The sequence below is a fragment of the Sporacetigenium sp. TC11 genome, assembly GCF_058146105.1.
Map to the genome: position 1 here is coordinate 117,516 of NZ_JBYVNY010000007.1, position 20,341 is coordinate 137,856.

Consider the following 20,341-nt stretch of genomic DNA (forward strand, 5'->3'; position numbering starts at 1 on the left):
TGCAGATTTCTCACAGCCCTATTTTTCTACATTATTAATTTCAAAAGTATAGGTATAGTAAATACCGATAGCAATGTAGTAGTAACTACAACTACAGATGCATAGTCTCTTTGTATATCAAAGTGGTCTGCAAATATTGAAGTCATAGCTCCAGCTGGCATTGCACCTAGAATAATTACAGAATTTGCAACTATAGATCTATCTTTAATTAATAGTGATATTAAATACAAAATAGCCGGTATTATAATTAGGTTAACAGCAGTACCGTAGTACAATGTCCATTCTTTTAGATATTCCTTTATATTTACCTTATATGCCAATGCTCCAACTATTATCATAGATAGAGGTCCAGTCATATTTCCTACAGAACTTACACTTCTGAAAATCACTTCTGGTAATTTAATGTTAAATATCATCATTATTATTCCAATATACACAGCAATAAGAGATGGATTTTTTAGAGCTTTAAGCAATTCTTTTTTGAATTCTTCTTTTTCCATTTTTCCCTTAAATATTATAATTCCATAGGTCCAAATAAAAATATTAAAAAACACATTGAATATCGAACCGTATATAACAGCCTCTGGGCCATATATAACATTTAATATAGGAAAACCAATGAAGCCAGTATTAGTAAATATATTTGAAAAGTGCATTATAATCTTTCTTTCATTTTTGACTGGCATCATTAATAATTTAGAAGCAATTATCATTATAATATATACCGCAAAGCTATAATAAAAGGCCTTAGCTACGTTGCCTCTTATAGTTTCATCGTATGTTAAACTAAATGATGTAATAACCATACAAGGTAGCAATATCTGAAGGAGTATACTTGATAAACCCCTGTTCACATCGCTATTTATAATTTCTTTTTTTGCACAATAAACACCTACTAGCATTATTAAGAATAAAGAGATAACGCTATTTATAACAGTTGGCATCTTAACTATACCTCCTAATTACAATTTTATTAACAAAATTCACTTTATTAATCTAATTATTTTTACTTACATTACTTTATTATATACTATTGTACATATTTCTTGATAAATTTCTGTATTTGTCAATATACAAAGATGCAAAAAAACTAGGAACCTATAATCCCTAGTTTTTCAATTCATAATTTATTTTGCTAAGTTTTTTAATCCTTCTTCACCTAAAGCATCTATATTATCAACATAATAAGGATAATCTCTTAATATTGTTTCAGCAGTGATTTCTAACTTACTCTTATCTTCTTTTGAATTAGCTACATAGATATATTCTTCTCCATCTTCTCTTAATAAGAATTTATCTTTTGCAACTCTTAATAAACCAGGATTTTTTGAATCCTTATACTCTTCTAAGTCTCTATAAATAGTTGTTTTTTTAAGATATGGGAAGCCGCCTCTTGGACAGAACATATGACAGTTTCCACATTCATTACACATATTTTCGATGTGAGATATTTGGTAATTAGCCGAAAGTTCTTCAACAACAACTTTCATATTCGCTCTATTTGGACAGACATCAACACATATTCCACAGCTCTTTAAACAATCAAAAGTTTCTAGCTTGTCTTCTAAAACTTTTCCATTGCCTTTGTTTCTATAATTAACATCGATCTTTGATTTATCTGCTAATGTACTTATAGCTTCAAGATTTAATCCCTTAGGTGCTTGACCTGCTTTTTTCATTTCATTTAATACAGAATTGTTGTTTGTATATCCTTTTGGTTGTAAGAATAATGTTGACATAGTTATAGGAGCAATTCCTGTTTTAAATACATCTAATACATTGTTCTTATCTATTCCACCTGACATAGACATAGTTATACCACCAAACTCATTTGCAATGTTTTTAGCTACATTTATTGCTATTGGATATAATGGTTTTCCAGACATGTACATAGCTTCACCTGGCATAACACCTCTAGTATTAACTACAGGTAGTGTATTTGTTAACTTAACTCCAAATTCTACATTGTTTTCCTTAGCTGTTTCTAATAACTTAGCTATTATTTCCTTAGCTGTATCGAATTGTAAGTCGTGATCAAAATCATCTCTCTTTAATTCTATATCATTGTAACCTAAGTTATCTAAGATTTCTCTTACAGCATCATATCCTAATAATGTAGAGTTACATTTTAATAATGTATTTATCTTCTTATTTGATATTAAGTGAGTTGCTATATCTAAAATTTCACTTGCCTTACATCCGTGCATTGTAGAAAGTGTAATTATATTTGTAATCTTTGAAGTTATCTTATCTATATCTTCTAATTTAAAGTTTTTAAATTTGTCTATATTTTTCTTTAATACTTCTATACACTCTTTAAATATTTCAGTGTCTTTTGCATCTTTAAGGTCATCTATGAAGTTAGAAATCTTCTCTGATTGAATTCCTTTAAGGTCATATCCTACACTTATATTAAGTATAAAATCTTTTACATCTGATAATCCAAGTTCAATAGCTAGAGCTTGCATTAAAACTGAGGCTTTTACATATTCTTCTTTTGCTTCTTGAACTGTTAATTCTGTAGACCATTCTACGTTGTATCCTACATTTTTAACATCTATACATGGTCTTGCTATCATCTCTTGCATTTCTTTTCCATCTACTATTTGAACAGTCTTAGGTTCAAAATATCTACAACCTGTTAGGTAACCTGCTATAAAGTTTTGAGCTAATTGTGTATGCGGGCCAGCTGCAGGACCTATTGGGAATTTTAAATATTCTCCACAAAAATCCATTTCTATACTATTATCGATATCCTTAAAAAAATCCTTTTCCTCTACTTCAAATATCTTTCCTTTTGTATAATAATCTTGAAGAGATAGCTCAAGAATTCTTTCAAAAGACATTGTTTTCATTACTTCGCTCATTATTGTTCCACCTTTCTCCGAATAAGTTTTATGTGAATTAAATTGCTATATAACTATATAGCAATTTTCATGCCAAAACTGAAAGCTGAATACTGTTTTTTCTTGTAATAAAATGTAGATGTTGCGTTTCTTATAGTTATTTGCTATATATTTCACAAAAAAATTATAAAAGTATCAAAATGATAATTTTTTTCAAAACTTGTTCTGCTGTCACAAAATATCAAATCAATAATAAATATCAAAACGATAATTAATATCAAAATGATAATCTTACCAAAGCTTGTCTTACTGTGGCAAAACATCAAAGGAACAGGAATTATCAAACTGATAATGAATTATCATTTTGATAAGTAATTCAAAAACTAATAGTTATTAATATATGGTTTAAAATAAAAGGATGAGCTATCTTGTTATTTGGATAGCTCATCCTAGATTAAATACTAATTTCTTCTTTATTTCTCAGCTTATTGTGAACTTTATTGCTAAATAATCTATAAATACTTGCAGTTATAGGGACACTTAAAACCATCCCAACAATTCCACCTAACCCAGCACCTAATGTTATTGCAGCAAATACCCATATACCCGGAAGGCCTATACTTGACCCTACTATTTTAGGATAAATAAGGTTATTTTCCAATTGTTGAAGTATAGCTATAAAAATCAAAAATAATAGAGCCTTCGCTGGACTTATCGTTAGAATAAGAAAAGCTCCCAACGCTGCACCTATATATGCACCGACAATTGGAATTAATGCAGTGGCACTGATAAAAGCTCCAACTGTGACCGCATATGGAAACCTGAATATAAGCATTCCAATAGTACATAAACAACCTATAATAACTGCTTCCACACATTGACCTACTATAAAGTTTGAAAATGAATCATTAGTAACACGTAAAACATAATCTATCTTCTCTATAGTTTTATTTTTCAAGAAAGCCTTCATTACCTTTCTTATCTGAATAAATAGCTTTTCTTTATATATTAGAACATAAATAGCAAATACAAATGCAATAACAAAATTCATTAACCCACTAGTAAATGAGCTTACACCTGAAAGAATAGAGTTCAAAATACTTGTTAGTATACCTGATGCTGCAGTCATAACACTACCTAAAACTGCATCAATATCTATTTTTAGTGTAGCTAATGCTTTTTCAACTATTTCATACTTATAGCTATTAGTTATAATAAACTCTTTAACAGTTTCTAACGCTCCCGGAATTGCAGTTATAATAACAGAAACTGCATTAACAAATTCTGGTATTACTATTAAAGCTACTATTACTATTATCCCTATAATTATCAATATAGATAATAAGATACAAACAGCCCTTTTAGATTCTTTTATAACCTTATTATTTGATTTAGGAAAATATATTTTTTCTAACTTGCTAATTAATATGTTTAAAACATAAGCTATCACCAATCCATAAACTAAAGGTAAAACTGCACTACTGATATTTCTTAATTCTAATAAAACCCCCTCAGAATACTTTACTAAAAGTACAAAACATACTGCTAATAAAAAATACTTAGCAATACTTATAACTTTTTTATTATGATCCACTTAATTTATTCCTCCATTTTATTAATTTAATCATTTTACTTACATTCTCTATTATATACTATTGTACATATTTTTTGATAAATTTCTATATTTGTTAATACACAAAATAGTAAGTGTTGATTATGTATAAATATGAATTTTAAAAGGAGCTAGGTATAATCACACTAGCTCCTTAATTATTAATTTATTTAGTGGCTTTACTACTAGAATCTATTGAATACCCTAATCCTTCCACTTTTTTTATTGATACTTCGTAATTTATAGCTTTTTTAGGGCACTTATATTCACATATACCACAACTTATACAATCCGGATGAGTTACAACTCCTCCTTTATATGATTTAACATCTATATCCATTGGACAACTTTTATTACATAATCCACAGCTTACACAACTAGATGCTACTACCATACCATTAGTTTTTCTAAATCTAGCTACAAATGAAGCTAAGCTACCCATTGGACAGAATTTACACCATGTTCTATGACCATAAATAGGTGCAAGTATTATACCTACTATAGATGTTATAACTATTATTCTATAAAACACCATACCCATCCCATACAAATCTCCCCAAGTCTTCATTAGCCCTATTGTAAAATTAGATATTAAATAGATTATAACCAATACTCTAAACCATACACTTGATATAAACTTAGGAGCTCTTTTCTTTGGTTTTACTATTTTTTTCATTACATTATCATAAAAATTACCCCTTGGACAAAAATTTCCACACCAGTATCTCCCTTTACCAAACAAGGCAAATACAACAGGAAGTACCATACAGACTATTGCAGCTAATGCAAATCTTAAATCAAACAGACCTAATAATATAAATGTAAAAAACAATGTATAAGCATATTTTTTGTATAAATCTAAAATCTTCTTCATATTTTCTCCTCCTTATTTTCTAATGATATATCTTTATATTATTATATTACGATATATTGATTTATGTGTCAACATTATTTTCATATCAAAGAAAAAAGAGTGGATTTTTAATTAAAATCCACTCTACTGTTTGTTTACTTAATTTTTATAATTCATTTACAATATGTTCAGGGCGCTGGCCCTTTAATGCAGTATCAATATTAGTCCAATTTTTCCTATGTGCACGGAAGAAATAACTTGTAGTAATTCCACCGATGTGTGGTGAAAAAATTATTTTATCAGCATGTTCCTGCGGCAAATTCAAAAGAATGTTATCCTTTGTTGTAGGTTCTGGATAAACTGTATCTAAGCCAGCACCTTTAATTTGACGGGATACAATAGCATTATAGAGTGCTTCGTTATCAACTATTTCGCCTCTAGCTGTATTTATTATATAAGACGTAGGCTTCATTTTACTTAGGAATTCACTGTTAATCATTCCTGTAGTTTCAGATGTTACAGGACAGTGAATACTTATAATATCACAAGTACGTGCCATTTCATCTAAATCCATATAAGATACTTCATATTCTTTCTCTTCATCTACTGGCTTTTTTGTTTTAGCATTATAATATATTTCACATTCAAAAGGCTTTAATCTTTTTGCCGTTGCCTTTGCAATATCACCAAATCCAATAAGACCAATTTTGCAATCGCCTAGTTCTGCAATACCTTCAACCATCATTCTTTCCTTCATTTGCATCTGATAGCCTTCACGCTCAGTGCGATCACCAACAATAATGTTGCGAAGTAAAGCCAACATTAAAAGTACTGCCTGTTCTGCAACGGCCCCTGCATTTGCACCTTTGCAGTTACATACATATATACCCCTTTCCTTTGCTGCCTGGATATCAATACCATTGAATCCAACACCTTCTGACTGGATTATTTTTAAATTGGGCATATTTCGGATTACATTCCCAGAAAGAGTTGCCATAGGGTCAATGGCAATAGCATCAGCGTCAGAAGCAGCTTCTAATAGTTCTTCATCACTTGCACCACGAGGGCAGAAAACCATAGTAATATTTTTCACAATATCTATATCTGGCATATACTTTCTATATCTGTCTTCATTTGCAATAATTAAAATCTTCATAGCATACTCCTCTATGTATTAATTTGATTATGTCTATTTATATATCTAATATTAAATCTTCCAATTTTCTCTTTGGTACATGATGAACTCCATTTTCATCTCTATAATATTTTATATTACCATTTTCAGGTAATTCTTCTATAACAACTTCTTCTTTTGGCTTTCCAAGGGCAATTACTAATAAAACTTCATATTCATCGGCTATATTAAGGTCTTTTCTTAAGCCTTGTCTATCAACTGCCCCAAACATACAACCACCAAAGCCCTTTTCACAAGCTCCTAAAAGAATACTTTGGCATGCTATTCCATGATCCCATAGGTAATTTTTGCTTATATTAGTATCTCCAACCATAACAATATAAGCTGAAGGTTTTTCTCCTTCTTCAGGACCACTCCATTCAGGTAAGTATCCTGCCCACTTTAAATGTTTAAAAATAATATCGTTTTTCTTAGGTTCATTTGAGATAATATATTTTAACGCTTGAAGGTTTGCACCTGATGAAGATAATCTAGCTAAATCAACTAATTCTTCTAAAGCACTACGGTCGATGTCTACATCTTGATAAAACCTTCTATATGTTCTATTTTTCTTAACTAACTCTTTAATCATATGAAATTCCCCTCCACTTTGTTAATTTGACCATTTTTATGTACATCGCTATATTATGTACTTTGTACATATTATTTATTACATTGCTTCCTTTGTCAATATACAAAATGCTAAATATAGTAAAAAGCACCCAAGTAAAAACTCGAGTGCCTTATTTTCTATCCCTCTGACCCCCAAATAGCTACATTTTGATTATCTAAGACAAATTTATCATTTTCCCATTTTAGGGTATTTAAGAAATATCCTAGACCATCTGCATTATATCTTCCAGCTATTTTTTGATATGCCAAAAGTTCATAAACTCCATCGTAATTAAAATCTACAGGATACAAACCGCTTAAAGGATTTACAAATCCACTTATTCTCTCTTTAAGTTTGCCATTTTCATCGTATATTTCATTTAAATAATCATCTCCCCTAAGAGATATATCTATAATGTATCTTTCATTATTTTCATTACTATTAACTTCAACTTTATAGTTGTCTTCATAAGTAACATCATATTCATATTCATTGTTGTATGCATCTACATCAAAGATTAGTTGAAGTCTATTATTATTAAATGAATAAATATAGTGATACATCATGCCTCCACTTCCACCTGAATCAATGCTAATTAATATATCATTTACTTTGTCGCCAGTAAAATCTCCTAAAAACAATCTAGGATTATATCCTGCATTTTCTTTTAGAGGTACTGTTATGCTCCTACCTGTTCTCCCATCTTGTATTACAAGAGTTATGTTTTGAACAAATGGACTTGATTGTGTTATTGCTCCAGTAAGATATATCTTATCAGATATTCTATCGCCATTTACGTCTCCTCTAACAATATATAGAACATCTTGACGCATGAAATTGGGGCTATAATAATTGTACATATTAACCTCCTTAAATTATAAACGTAATATAATATCTTATGAATTAAGGAAAAAAATTGATACAGATAAACTTATAAAACTAACAATAAAATAAGTAATCTAATTATAGTTAATATAATATAATAGAGAAATAAACTAATTTAGGGGTAATTTTAACTATTAAAGTACTCTAAATTTTAGGCAAAGTCTATTAATTAAATAAGTATATTTCTGGAGGAAACATTATGTCGACAGTTATAAAAAGTCGTCCCCCAGAAGAAAAATCAAAGAAATACAAAAGAAAATTCTATATAAGTGTTAGTGCTAAGTTCGTGATTAGTTCACTCTTTGCATTACTGTGGACCCTGTTTTCCATATATATTTCTATAGATTGGATTATAGATATAGGCAATCTAACTAATTTAGCGCTATCAATAATAATTATAACTGGTATAGCATATATTCCAGGATATTTAAACATGTTTTTAGCTGTTAGTTTATTACTAGACAAACAAAAGAAACTAATAGATAACGAAGTAGATGATGACGTAACTATACTACTCCCTGCATATAATGAAGAAAAAAATATATATAATACACTTAGTTATATAAATAAGCAGGATTACAAAGGTAAAATATCTGTATTAGTTGTAGATAATAATTCAACCGATAATACTCTTCTTGAAGTGGAGAAAGCTAAATTAGATATGGGATTAGATATAACAATTATGAAAGAAAAAATACGCGGAAAATTTAATGCTTTAAATAGTGGATTAAGTAATATAAATACTCAATACTTAATTACATTAGATGCAGATACTGTAATATTATCAAATTCCGTCAATGCTTTAGTCACTAGAATTAAGCATTCTCCAGATAATATCTGTGCTGTAGCTGGATGTATGTTAGTAAAAAACAGCCGCGAAAGTTTTTTATCTAAGATGCAAGATTGGGATTATTTTTTTAGTATTTCTGCAATAAAACGTATGCAAGGTTTATATCAAGGTGTACTTGTAGCTCAAGGAGCTTTTAGTATTTATAAAACAGATGTGCTAAAATCAATAGATGGTTGGTCCGATGCGATAGGTGAAGATATTGTTTTGACATGGAAAATGTTCTATAAAGGATACAAGGTTTACTATGAACCTTTAGCTGTAGCTTATACACTGGTTCCTTCAAGCTTAAAACATTTTTGGAGACAACGCTCTAGATGGGCACGTGGTATGATAGAAGCATTAAAAGAGGTTAAACCTTGGTCTACCCCTAGATCTTTATCAAAATACCTAACTGGGGTTGACATTATAGTACCATATTTAGATTTAAGTTATACATTGTTTTGGATTCCAGGATTGATTCTTGCATTTTTAGGATACTACTATATTGTTGGTATAATAACATTATTAGTATTGCCACTTAGCTTGTTGACTTTTTACATTGAATATAGGTATAAAAAGAAGTACGTTTTCAAGGAATTAGATTTAAAATTAAGAAAAAATAAGCTTGGATTTGTATTGTTTGTGTTATTTTATCAGATGTTAATGTCTCCAATATCTATAATAGGATACATTCAAGAGTTTTTAAAATTAAGTAGAAAGTGGTAGTAAATTTTCAAATAATTTTAAGGAAGCCATTTGGCTTCCTTTATTTATATTTTTAATTTTTATTCACCCAAAACAATTTACACTTCAAAAGTAGCAACTACATCCTTTAAATGTTTTGTAATCTCGATATGTTGTGGGCAATGTTTTTCACACTTTCTACATTGGATACAGTCTGATGCCTTTCCATATTTTTTTGTATAATTGTTATAATATACCCCTTGTATAGAAAACCCTTTGTTCAAAGATTGATTTTCAGCATTATATAATGAAAAATAATTTGGAATAGCTATATTTTTTGGACAGTCCTCTACACAATATTGACAGGCTGTACATGGAATTGCAATTGCTTCGTTGATAATATTTACAGCTTCTTTCACAATGTCATATTCTTCTTGTACAAATGGCTTAAACTCCTGCATATATCCTGTATTATCCAAAAGTTGCTCTATATCAGACATTCCACTTAATACCATCATAACTCCATCAAGGCTTGCCGCATAACGTATAGCCCATGATGGTATAGACATGTTTGGATCATATTCTTTAAATAATCCCTCTGCTTTTTGTGGCACTTTTGCCAATGTACCACCTTTGACAGGCTCCATAACAATAACTAGTTTATTGTGTTTTCTTGCTACTTCGTAGCATTTTCTTGACTGAATACTTTCACTGTCCCAATCCAAATAATTAATTTGTAACTGAACAAAATCCACTTCAGGATGTGCTGTTAAAATTTCATCTAATAAGTCAGCGTTATCATGATATGAGAATCCCATGTGTTTAATTTTTCCTTCTTTTTTTTTTTGCTCAACAAATGCGAAACTATCTAACCTTTGAGCTATTTCATAGTGAGCTACACCTAAATTGTGAAGTAGATAGTAGTCGAAGTAATTAACACCACATTTTTCTAACTGCTCATTAAAAATTCTTTCTTGATCTTCCTTTGTTTTCAAAAACACAACTGGCAATTTTGTTGCTATAGTGAAACTGTCTCTCTTATGTCGTTTTACTAAAGCCTCTCTAATAGCTATCTCACTTTTACCAGCATGATACATATAAGCTGTATCAAAATATGTAAATCCTCTTTCTAAAAAATTATCTACCATTTTATTTAAAGTATCAAAATTTATGTTTGTTAGATCATCCTGGCTATTTACCGGTAAACGCATAAATCCAAATCCTAATTTTTTCATTACTAATCCTCCTATTTTCTCAGTTCTTTTTCTTTTTCAACTACTGAGTTTTCATAACTTTCAACTTTATAATCAAGACGTTCTATTGTTTTCTTCATATCTTCCATTTTTTCTGTTAATATCCTACGTTGTTCTACTAATAGTTCTTTTCTTGCTTCAATGGTTTCATCTCCCTGTTGAAACAAACCAACATACTCAATTAATATTTCAATTGGAAGACCTGCACCTCTCATACATTTAATAAACTCAACCCACCTACAATCTTCTTCAGTATAATTCCTAATTCCATTTTTATTCCTGTTAACAGTTGGAATAAGTCCGATTCTTTCATAATAGCGGAGTGTATCCTGAGTAAGATCAAATTTTTTACTTACTTCTGTAATAGTCACGTCTTTGTACCTCCTAATTCCCAAAAAATTTAACAGCCTGTTTCATTTTATATATAATATCCACGCCAAATGGTTTCGCAATCTTTATAACCTTTATATAATAGTTTATCACTTGAAGTTAACTCTAAGTCAAGTAGTTTTTAATAACTAAAAAAGCACCCAAGCTAGAGACTTGAGTACCTTATCTATGAGTATCTATCCAATCAATGACTTCTTGTATTACTTCTTCTCTGTTAGTTTCGTTGAGCATTTCATGCCTTCCATCTTTATATAGCTTGTAAGTTACATCTTTAATATTAAGTCCTTTATAAGTATTAAACAGTCTAATTATACCTTTACCATTTTTACCTACAGGATCTTTATCTCCGGAAAAAATATAAATAGGCAAATCCTTTGGTACATTTATTAAATTATTTTTGTTTTCGATTTCTTTTAACCCGATAAAAAAGTCGTAGAAAAATCCAGAAGTAAAAACACCACCACAGAAAGGGTCATTAATATAATTATCTACCTCATCTTCATCTTTGCTTAACCAATCAAATTCTGTTCTTGTTGGCTTAAATGCACTATTAAATCCGCCAAACATTATTTTGTTTAACTTTTCGCTTTTTGTCTTTCTTCCATTTTTCTTAATCTCATTTTTTGCTAAAAGTAAGCCTATATCTAGTATTATTCCTTGTTTCCCATTTGAACCAGAAAGTATAGCTCCCTTTAATTCATTGCCGTATAACATAATATATCTTTGAGCAATAAATGATCCCATACTATGTCCAAATAAAAATAAAGGTAGTTTAGGATATTCTTTTTTTATAATTTCAGTTAGTTTATGTACATCTTCAACAAGCAATTTAAATCCATCTTTATCTGCAAGATATCCAACATTTTCTATAACCTTAGCTGTTTTTCCATGACCTCTATGGTCATTTGCATATACAATATATCCATTATCAGTTAATTTCTTTGCAAATCTTTCATATCTAGCACTTGTTTCTGCCATACCATGAGATACTTGTACAATACCCCTAACTTCAATATGTTCCTCAGGTAACCATTCATAAACGTGTATTTGCGTCCCATCTTCTGATTTAAAGGTAAAGCTTTTATTTATCATAATTATTCCCCCAAGAAAAATCTCTTATCGTATTTCATATTTTCACTACTTTAAAATTAAATTAATACACATGATCTATACTATATAAATTATGCTTATTAATTTCTATCTATTCAAGTACAAATGCGGAATCAGTTTTTAGTAAGTAGAAAATATAATTTCAACTTCCAAGTCCTATTACATTGAAGAAATGAAAAGCGTTTAAAAATCTGATTTCGACTTATCAAGTTTAAGTTGTTCTTCACCCCATATAGATAATTCATTCAATGCAGGAAGTAATGCTTTACCTCTTTCTGTTAGAGCATATTCAACTTTAGGAGGAATCGCTTCATATTGGATTCTAACAATAAGATTATGTTCTTCTAATTCTTTTAAAGATTTTGTAAGCATCATATTAGTAATACCTTTAACTTTTCGTTTTAATTCATTATATCTAGTGAAATCATTTGCAAATAAGTACCACATAATAGGCAACTTCCATTTCTGTCCAATAATCTCTAATGCGTATATAAGGGGACATTTGTTCTCATATATATTATTCCCAGGGAATTCTACATTGCAATCCTTATTATTATTCATAGTTACAACTCCTCTAAATTTAATGGTATATTTTTTATACTAACACAGAAAAAAATACGTACTTGTAGATTTATGACCTTATGCTATATTTATTATAACAGAAATTTAAAAACAAAATACTATAGAAAATATAAAGAAAGAGGAGTGCTACTATGAAAGTTTATGCTATTAACGGAAGTCCAAGAAAAAATAAAAATACAGCTACATTACTTCAAAAAGCTTTAGATGGAGTAAAAGAATCAGTAAAAGATAAAGAAATTGAAACTGAAATCATTAATTTATATGATTTAAGCTATACTGGGTGTAAAAGTTGCTTTGCTTGTAAAAGAATTGAAGGTAAAAGTTATGGAAAATGTACAGTCAAAGATGATATTCAAGAAGTTTTAGAAAAGGTATCTCAAGCTGATGGTATTATCTTTGGTTCTCCAATATATTTTGGTAATATAACAGGTCAATTACAGTCATTTTTAGAAAGACTATTATTTCCTAATTTAGTGTATGATGAGAATTATTCTTCAATTGCACCAAAGAAGATGCCAACAGCATTCATTTATACAATGAATGTTCCAGAAAATCGTATGGAACAAGTTGGTTATCCAAAAACCTTCAATAACATTGAATCTGCTATTGAACGTACACTTACAAAACCATTAGTTATGTATTCAAATGATACTTACCAATTTGATGATTACTCAAAATATGAATCTAGTGCCTTTTCTGAAGAAGCAAAAGCATCACAAAGAAAAATTCAATTTCCTATAGATTGCCAAAAAGCATTTGAACTAGGTGTTAGCTTACTAAAGTAACGGGTTTACTTTTGAAGTGCAAATTATAAAATCTCAATCAAAATCACAATAGAAATCACGTAAAAAGGGGTGTGTTTTTTAACTAAAAACAAACCCCTTTTTATCTTAAAAATTAATTCACAGTTTATAAAAACTATCCATTAATTAAGAAATAAAAATAAAAGTATATAAATGAAACAATCAACTTGATTTTATAGAGCCAAGTAATATATATTCTTTTTGTGACATACAACATTTAAAAGATTTTCCTTCATTAGTAGTAATATTTAAATATACTTGGTCTATAAACTTTCTGTCAATATACAAATATCTTATATTTTTAAGTGAAATTGGTCCTAAACCTACTCTTATCCAATAATCGTTATGTAGATATGAATAATTTAAAATTAAATATGAGTGACCTAAGAATACTGCTAATACTCCTATTAGTGCATTATCTGAATAAAACCCATTTGAAATAATTTCAAGTAGAAAAAATACCTTTCCTAATAAAAGAAGGAAAGAGTCAATTCTTTCTTTAGTTGAAAGCTTGGTACTAGGAGGATTTTTTCTTACAATTCTTAACTTATAATTAACAAGAATACTTGCCATCAAAAATACTATTAAAGTTATTACATCTTTTGTATAAGCTATATTTTTTATAAACATTAATAATAAAATTAACGATATTATTATTAGGCATAAGTCTATATAATAAACTTTTTTCATGAAAACCCCCTTTTTTGATTATTAAAATCTATTATATCGTTTTTTATTAGTCTAAAACACTATATACTCCCTTGCTTCTAAAAACATATCTACACATTACTTACTTCTGAGTAGTATTTAAATATGGTGTTGAAATCGATTCTAGATATTCGAGATTATTTATTATCTGTACTACTAGTATTATCTTCTTTGAATGTATAATATATAGTAATTCCTATACCAGCAAATGCACAAAGAATACCTATTATCATTGGAACAGTATTAATTGACATGTTTATCACCTACCAATCTAAACGATTATAATCTATTTACTGAAAATATAAAATTTAGCACTAACTTAAAATATAATTATTAAATAGTGTGCATTAACACAATTCAATTCTATAAACTTGAGTTTATAACACTTTTATTTTTTATTATTTTTTTTATGCACTTCAAATAATGACCCACCCAATGCAATCGCTAAGCCTATAGAAAAAATCCAAACAAGTATATTTGGAATGGTTTTATTTAATAGCACAAGAAGAATCATAATGACCAATGCGATAATCTGAATAGAGATTCCAACTTTTGCTGATTTACAAATCTCCATAATTTGTTATCCCCCTTTGTATTTATTCTATATATAACATTATAGTTCATGTCCATAAATTCTAGTTTCAAAAACGTTTTTATAAATGTCATTTTCTTTAATACTAAAAACCATTCTATAGTAATCTTTAGAGTTTATATTTTTAATGTTAAACTTAGAGTAAAATCCGTAGTAACCTATATCATAATATTTATTTTTAGATAGCTCTTCATATACACTTCCTTTATTATCTATTAACTGTATTCTAAGAATATCTCCGTTTTTAAAATCTAAGTTCTCCTTTATTTCAAACCCTATTGGAATAGTCAATTGTTTATTACTTTTAGATATATTTATATTTTTCACAGTTATGTCCCCATCAAATGATATTTTATATTTTTCAGTATCATAACTTGAATGTGAATTAGTAATTACTTTTTCACTAAACAGAAGATTACTTGCAATTACAGTACCTATTGATAGTGTAAATAAGTATATTGGAATATTTTCTACTAATCTAGGATATTTTTCCCCTAAATATCTGCATGCTAAAATCCAACCAATAGCTATAATGACTACAGAATATATAAATGTTATATGAAATCCTGAATTTCCATTAGACCATGATTTTAATCCAATGTTATTTAATATAGTGTCACCTAAAGTAAACTCATTGCCAAATGTAAAGCTAAAATAAAATCCAAAAATTATTAATATAAATCCTAATATTCCTAATTTATTTTTATTCACATTGTGACCTCCTATTTGTATAGCGAGTTTGTAATATGTATAAGTAAGTATAAACGGTTGTTTTTTGTATATAAGTAGTTGAGTTATACCCCTCCTCGTGAAACACGACCCCGTCTTTTTAATAATTAAATTAAGAATATAGTAAAAGAAGAAAAACTAGTTCTTATTCTTTTATTTCATATTATATAAAAACTGTGTTTTAGAATAGCGTTGATAAAATATTGGTTTTAAGGTTGACTAAGATATGGTTTCTATTAATTTATATTTTGAAAATATTATACTTTTTTTATCTTTTTATCGTTTGAATACTCAATTAATCCTCCTATAAACGCACCAACACCTGAACCAATAGATGGTCCCATAACATAATGTCCAGATACAACTCCAACTGCACTTCCTGTTCCTATTCCAATTAATAGACATGTAATGTAAATGTTGCCTTTTTTCATATGTACTATAGTTTTGCTATGTTTTTTTACAATAGATTTAATAAATTCCAATAAAATCCCCCCTTTTTATATGGGTTTTACTAAATTATATTTAGTTCATTAGGTAGTTATAATAAATTAAGCACATTATAGAGTTTATAAATACTATGTAATACGCTCATAACTAATCCTTATCTAGCTTATTTTTTGCTTTAAAAACTATTAAATAACTAATTATTGAAGAAACAAATAAATACCAAAACCAAGTGAATGCTCTTTCACCAATACTATCTCCAATTAAACTTTCAATGTTTCCTAAAACATAGAAGTCTAAAAACATGAACACAAATGTAACAACAATGACTGTTATTGTAAATTTAATCCTATTACTCACAATATACCCCCTATTCAAATTTGTTTAATTTAGTTAATGCTAATTCTCTTGAAATCCCCCTTTTGATATAGATTAATTATATTTTAATTTAAGAATATAAGTAAACTAGATTAAAAAACATTTTCAATCATTTAATCCATAGTATTATACTACTGCGTAATATATAAATAATATTTCAGGACTTAATCATTAATTTTCTTCTCAAAAATAATTTCATAATCTATAGGCTTACCGTTTGTATTGTATTGGCTAGGGAGAACTTGCACTAATCTCCATCCTTCTTCAGCATGCTGTTTAATAATCTCATGATGGTTTGCCTCTGTAAAAAATCCTCCTAAAGTTGCTTTTACAAATTTATATTGATACATTAATTTCCCCTCCTAATTTAATATATTTAACAATAATTGATTTTACTAAAGTACAGTTAATTACTATATTTCTATCCAGTATCTTTGAGTTATTTCTCCATCTTTAATAACTTCATTCTCTAGTACTCCACCATTATTTAATATTGTTTTTGATGATGATACGTTGTTTTTGTTACAAGTAACTAGTACTTTTTTAATACCAAGTTTTCCTGCTATTGTTAATGATAAAGAAAGCATTTGAGTTGCATATCCTCTTCTACGTTGAGAAGGCCTTATTCCATAACCTATATGTCCACCATGGTTTAATAAATAATCATTTAACTCATGTCTAATATGTAAAGATCCATATATTTTCTTATTTTCATCTACTAAAAAATATATTGAAGCCGGAACAAAACCCTGTTCATATACTTTGTTAGTTTTTTGTTCTCTCCATTTCTCAATTAAATATTTATAATTAAAGTTATTTCTTATTGATGCAGCTGGAATAATAGTCTCCCCTAATTGCTCCCATTCATCTATATAATCGTTATATTCTTTTTCCATTTCCAATGTTGGCTCAACCAACTTAAATACCATAATATTCACCCCTTTAACCTTTTATAAAGTGTACCTATCCCAAGAACTGAAAAAAGAAACATACCTACTTGAAAAGTAGGTATAATAAAAATGTTTAGTCTTCTACCTTTGTGAAACTTGTAATAACTATATAGCCTAAAATCACTTGGAAAATTGATAGAAAGTTAGTGCTATCTCCTAAAAAGAATTGTAGCGGATAAGATAAAGGCTGCTGAATAAAACTTAATGGAATATACATGATAAATATGCCTAAAGAAAAATAAAGTGTAGGAACTCCTAATAATATAATTTTAGGTAAATTCACTCTCCAAGTTCCTTCTTTTTTAGTTTCTAATAAAAATGTCTCTAATCCAAGTAGTAATCCAAGAACTACAAATATTATCATTGACCATAACATTGATGGAAAAGGATTGTATGTCATTTCCCTTTGTTTATCCCAAAATATTAATATTTTATTGCTAAAAACAAAATAACATAGAAGGACTAACATATATCTAAAATAAGATAACCATTTATTTTTTCCCATTATACACCTTCTTTCAAATCATATTTATGCTACATTATATTCAATAATTCGGTATTTGTTATTTATATTTTATAAGTATTTAGTAAAGATAAATAAGTCTGAGCCACAACTTAGAAAAAAAAGGAAACAATAAGTGCTACAAAGTTTTTTAAAGCATGTATTATAGTGACTATTCAAAAAGCACTGTGTTTTGTATCGTCATATAATATAAAAGAGTATGCTAAAATCAATCCTATTAAAAAAGTTTGAAATATATATATAAGACTATAGTAATGGCCTAGGCCAAAAACTAAAGCAGATAAAAGTACTAAAATATATTTATTTTCTATTTTTAGAAAATCTTCTCCTAATCTTATAACAGCTAATTGATTTAAAAATGTCTCAAATATAGGTGCAAATATAACTGCTGTAAAAAAATCGAAAACAAAATTATCTCCTATAAAACTTGGTCCACCCCTATCTCCTATATTATTTGTATAATATATATAAATAGGAATGAATGGAATTACAATGAGATATGTAGATACGAAAGATATAAAAATAAACTTAATAGGAGATACTCCTTTAAGATAATTATGTATTTTTAAAAATATGTTTCTCACAAAATCCCCCTAATCTATTTTTAATATTCTATTATTTACTGAGCTTTTTCTTAGTCTATTTTTACGTATCAAATATATAGCACGCACTACCTTAAATAATAATCTTTTGGCTGATTTTATTTAAAGGAAATATGTTCAGCAGAAATAGTAAATTCTTCTATATTCATATTTTCATTTTGAAGTAATATATGTAATTCATATGTGTCATTTGTTTTATAAATTTCCTCATAAAGCCACCATGAATTTATTAAAAAACCATCTTGCCTTATTATTTTATAACTCTTAAAATTTATTTGATCTATATTGGTAAATCCTCCTGAATTATCAAATGATATGGATAAAACCTGTTCCGTCTGTTTTATATCTTTAATAATACAATCATGAAAGTTTATATTATCAACTATATTTCTATTAAATGACTTCAATGCTTTTTTATAATATATTTCATAATCTTTAATAACCTTATTTACTAACTTTTCATTCTCCTTACAAAATTGAGTTACATCATTTATTACTTGGCGAGATGCCTTACCCAATACATAAACCCTAATATCTGCTATCTTTTTTAATATTTCTTTTGGTAATGCCCCTTTAACATATTCTTGATTATATAAAAATGCTTTATAATATTCTTCGGATACTTTTTTTCTATCAAATGGTTCCTGACTAATTTCTAAAGGATAAATATCATCCAAATTATATGATGCGATTTCTTCATTTAAAGACAGATGCTCCATAAGTTTTTGATTGTATAATTGTTGGAAATATTCTTCGGAAAAAAACTCTGCTTCTTTATCTTCCTCTAAACTCAGATAATCACCAGTTCTTTGACATAATTCATACCATTCCTTAGTAAAGTAATTCATAACCTAACTTTATCCTTTCTAAATAGAAATAATCTTTATTCTTTTATTAAAGTAACTACTACTAGCTCTGGTGGATTAAATACTCTTAGTGGAAAAATGCTATTTCCTAATCCTCTACTTACAACCATTGATGTTGATTTTTCACTATATATTCCTTGTGTATACGTTGGAAATAAACCTTGATTTGGAGCAACTAACCCTCCAACAAAAGGAATTCTAACTTGACCACCATGTGCATGACCACTGAAAACTAAGTCCACATTCATATTCTTATATATACTGAATTGCTCCGGTCTATGTGAAAGTAAGATATTAAAGTCTGTATCTATATTTTCAAATAATTTATTAATATTACTTTTAATATATTCGCTACTATCATCCCAAAGATAAGTTCCTTCATTTTGGATAATTGCAGGATCTGCTATCCCCATAAGTCCAATTTCTTCCCCTCTTTTATTTAATGTCTTATAAGAATTATCGATAATTTCTACATCTAACTTTTCAAGTTTTTCCTTTAGTTCATTATATTTTCCAGATAATTGCTCATGGTTTCCCGAAACATAGTATATTGGTGCTATTTTAATTATTTGCTTCACAAATTTTGTTGATATATCTATTTTAGTGTTTCTTCTATCAATTAAATCTCCAGTTATTACGATAATATCAGGGTCAATATCTTCAATTTTTTCTAACAATCTCCCTTTATAATCCTTGTTGTGTAAATCAGAAATTTGAAGAATTCTGTATCCGTCAAAGCCTTCAGGAATTTTGGAGTTAGTATATTCGTATTTCGTTATGCCTACAGCATTGTTTTGCCATGTGAAGAATATGATTAATCCTGTAATAGCAATGATGAGGTTTTTGATTGATTTTGATGTGAGTTTCACTTTTATCTCTCCCTAATAAAGTTCTAATATTTACTTTACTTATGTT

24 protein-coding genes are annotated in these 20,341 nt (G+C 28.3%); 2 read left to right on the plus strand and 22 right to left on the minus strand.

The window, feature by feature from the left end:
* Window positions 1-26: 26 nt before the first annotated feature.
* The 7 genes from ACUSRV_RS11460 to ACUSRV_RS11490 form a co-directional block, all read right to left on the minus strand.
* A complete protein-coding gene (locus ACUSRV_RS11460; RefSeq protein ID WP_490142095.1) occupies window positions 27-944 on the minus strand; it encodes an AEC family transporter in 918 nt (305 codons plus the stop codon).
* 183 nt (window positions 945-1,127) lie between these two features.
* On the minus strand, window positions 1,128-2,867 hold the full coding sequence (locus ACUSRV_RS11465) for a hypothetical protein (protein ID WP_490142096.1): 1,740 nt from the start codon (window positions 2,865-2,867) through the stop codon (window positions 1,128-1,130).
* 433 nt (window positions 2,868-3,300) lie between these two features.
* Window positions 3,301-4,440, minus strand: coding sequence for an AI-2E family transporter (locus ACUSRV_RS11470; protein ID WP_490142097.1), 1,140 nt, complete (start codon window positions 4,438-4,440; stop codon window positions 3,301-3,303).
* Between the two features lie 184 nt (window positions 4,441-4,624).
* Window positions 4,625-5,332, minus strand: a complete 708-nt coding sequence (locus ACUSRV_RS11475; RefSeq protein ID WP_490142098.1) for a 4Fe-4S binding protein — start codon at window positions 5,330-5,332, stop codon at window positions 4,625-4,627.
* Between the two features lie 145 nt (window positions 5,333-5,477).
* Entirely contained in the window at window positions 5,478-6,467 is a 990-nt protein-coding gene (locus tag ACUSRV_RS11480) for an NAD(P)-dependent oxidoreductase (protein WP_490142099.1), read from the minus strand.
* Window positions 6,468-6,504: 37 nt separating this feature from the next.
* Window positions 6,505-7,077 carry a nitroreductase family protein gene (locus ACUSRV_RS11485; RefSeq protein ID WP_490142100.1) on the minus strand — a complete coding sequence of 191 codons (573 nt, stop codon included), beginning with the start codon at window positions 7,075-7,077 and terminating at the stop codon, window positions 6,505-6,507.
* A gap of 158 nt (window positions 7,078-7,235) precedes the next feature.
* Window positions 7,236-7,958, minus strand: a complete 723-nt coding sequence (locus ACUSRV_RS11490; RefSeq protein WP_490142101.1) for a VCBS repeat-containing protein — start codon at window positions 7,956-7,958, stop codon at window positions 7,236-7,238.
* Between the two features lie 224 nt (window positions 7,959-8,182).
* On the opposite strand from ACUSRV_RS11490, the gene ACUSRV_RS11495 reads away from it, so the two are divergent.
* Window positions 8,183-9,538 (plus strand): glycosyltransferase family 2 protein, encoded by a 1,356-nt coding sequence (locus tag ACUSRV_RS11495; RefSeq protein WP_490142102.1) that lies wholly within the window; start codon window positions 8,183-8,185, stop codon window positions 9,536-9,538.
* Window positions 9,539-9,615: 77 nt separating this feature from the next.
* Here ACUSRV_RS11495 and ACUSRV_RS11500 read toward each other — a convergent pair whose 3' ends face one another.
* The 4 genes from ACUSRV_RS11500 to ACUSRV_RS11515 all read right to left on the minus strand — a co-directional run bounded on the left by ACUSRV_RS11500 (window position 9,616) and on the right by ACUSRV_RS11515 (window position 12,810).
* Window positions 9,616-10,731 carry an aldo/keto reductase gene (locus ACUSRV_RS11500; protein WP_490142103.1) on the minus strand — a complete coding sequence of 372 codons (1,116 nt, stop codon included), beginning with the start codon at window positions 10,729-10,731 and terminating at the stop codon, window positions 9,616-9,618.
* An 11-nt stretch (window positions 10,732-10,742) separates the two neighbouring features.
* A complete protein-coding gene (locus tag ACUSRV_RS11505) occupies window positions 10,743-11,120 on the minus strand; it encodes a MerR family transcriptional regulator (protein WP_490142104.1) in 378 nt (125 codons plus the stop codon).
* Between the two features lie 181 nt (window positions 11,121-11,301).
* Window positions 11,302-12,231, minus strand: coding sequence for an alpha/beta hydrolase (locus ACUSRV_RS11510; RefSeq protein WP_490142105.1), 930 nt, complete (start codon window positions 12,229-12,231; stop codon window positions 11,302-11,304).
* A gap of 201 nt (window positions 12,232-12,432) precedes the next feature.
* Window positions 12,433-12,810 (minus strand): winged helix-turn-helix transcriptional regulator, encoded by a 378-nt coding sequence (locus ACUSRV_RS11515; protein ID WP_490142106.1) that lies wholly within the window; start codon window positions 12,808-12,810, stop codon window positions 12,433-12,435.
* Window positions 12,811-12,962: 152 nt separating this feature from the next.
* Between ACUSRV_RS11515 and ACUSRV_RS11520 the strand changes: the two genes are divergently transcribed.
* Window positions 12,963-13,616 carry a flavodoxin family protein gene (locus ACUSRV_RS11520; RefSeq protein WP_490142107.1) on the plus strand — a complete coding sequence of 218 codons (654 nt, stop codon included), beginning with the start codon at window positions 12,963-12,965 and terminating at the stop codon, window positions 13,614-13,616.
* A 180-nt stretch (window positions 13,617-13,796) separates the two neighbouring features.
* Here ACUSRV_RS11520 and ACUSRV_RS11525 read toward each other — a convergent pair whose 3' ends face one another.
* The 11 genes from ACUSRV_RS11525 to ACUSRV_RS11575 all read right to left on the minus strand — a co-directional run bounded on the left by ACUSRV_RS11525 (window position 13,797) and on the right by ACUSRV_RS11575 (window position 20,295).
* On the minus strand, window positions 13,797-14,324 hold the full coding sequence (locus tag ACUSRV_RS11525; protein ID WP_490142108.1) for a hypothetical protein: 528 nt from the start codon (window positions 14,322-14,324) through the stop codon (window positions 13,797-13,799).
* A gap of 406 nt (window positions 14,325-14,730) precedes the next feature.
* Complete coding sequence (locus ACUSRV_RS11530) at window positions 14,731-14,916, minus strand: hypothetical protein (protein ID WP_490142109.1); 186 nt, start codon at window positions 14,914-14,916, stop codon at window positions 14,731-14,733.
* Window positions 14,917-14,955: 39 nt separating this feature from the next.
* The gene (locus ACUSRV_RS11535) at window positions 14,956-15,645 is read right to left on the minus strand and encodes a hypothetical protein (RefSeq protein WP_490142110.1); all 690 of its coding nucleotides are present in this window, start codon (window positions 15,643-15,645) and stop codon (window positions 14,956-14,958) included.
* A 275-nt stretch (window positions 15,646-15,920) separates the two neighbouring features.
* Window positions 15,921-16,145 (minus strand): glycine zipper domain-containing protein, encoded by a 225-nt coding sequence (locus tag ACUSRV_RS11540; protein WP_490142111.1) that lies wholly within the window; start codon window positions 16,143-16,145, stop codon window positions 15,921-15,923.
* A gap of 112 nt (window positions 16,146-16,257) precedes the next feature.
* Window positions 16,258-16,467: a hypothetical protein gene (locus ACUSRV_RS11545; protein ID WP_490142112.1), complete on the minus strand. Its 210-nt coding sequence runs from the start codon at window positions 16,465-16,467 to the stop codon at window positions 16,258-16,260.
* Window positions 16,468-16,649: 182 nt separating this feature from the next.
* Window positions 16,650-16,835, minus strand: a complete 186-nt coding sequence (locus ACUSRV_RS11550; protein ID WP_490142113.1) for a DUF4177 domain-containing protein — start codon at window positions 16,833-16,835, stop codon at window positions 16,650-16,652.
* A 63-nt stretch (window positions 16,836-16,898) separates the two neighbouring features.
* Window positions 16,899-17,414, minus strand: a complete 516-nt coding sequence (locus ACUSRV_RS11555) for a GNAT family N-acetyltransferase (RefSeq protein ID WP_490142114.1) — start codon at window positions 17,412-17,414, stop codon at window positions 16,899-16,901.
* A gap of 94 nt (window positions 17,415-17,508) precedes the next feature.
* Window positions 17,509-17,940, minus strand: coding sequence for a hypothetical protein (locus ACUSRV_RS11560; RefSeq protein WP_490142115.1), 432 nt, complete (start codon window positions 17,938-17,940; stop codon window positions 17,509-17,511).
* A gap of 173 nt (window positions 17,941-18,113) precedes the next feature.
* Window positions 18,114-18,542 (minus strand): CPBP family glutamic-type intramembrane protease, encoded by a 429-nt coding sequence (locus tag ACUSRV_RS11565; RefSeq protein ID WP_490142116.1) that lies wholly within the window; start codon window positions 18,540-18,542, stop codon window positions 18,114-18,116.
* A 116-nt stretch (window positions 18,543-18,658) separates the two neighbouring features.
* Entirely contained in the window at window positions 18,659-19,408 is a 750-nt protein-coding gene (locus tag ACUSRV_RS11570; protein ID WP_490142117.1) for a DUF4085 family protein, read from the minus strand.
* Between the two features lie 35 nt (window positions 19,409-19,443).
* Window positions 19,444-20,295: a metallophosphoesterase gene (locus ACUSRV_RS11575; protein WP_490142118.1), complete on the minus strand. Its 852-nt coding sequence runs from the start codon at window positions 20,293-20,295 to the stop codon at window positions 19,444-19,446.
* Between the last annotated feature and the right edge of the window lie 46 nt (window positions 20,296-20,341).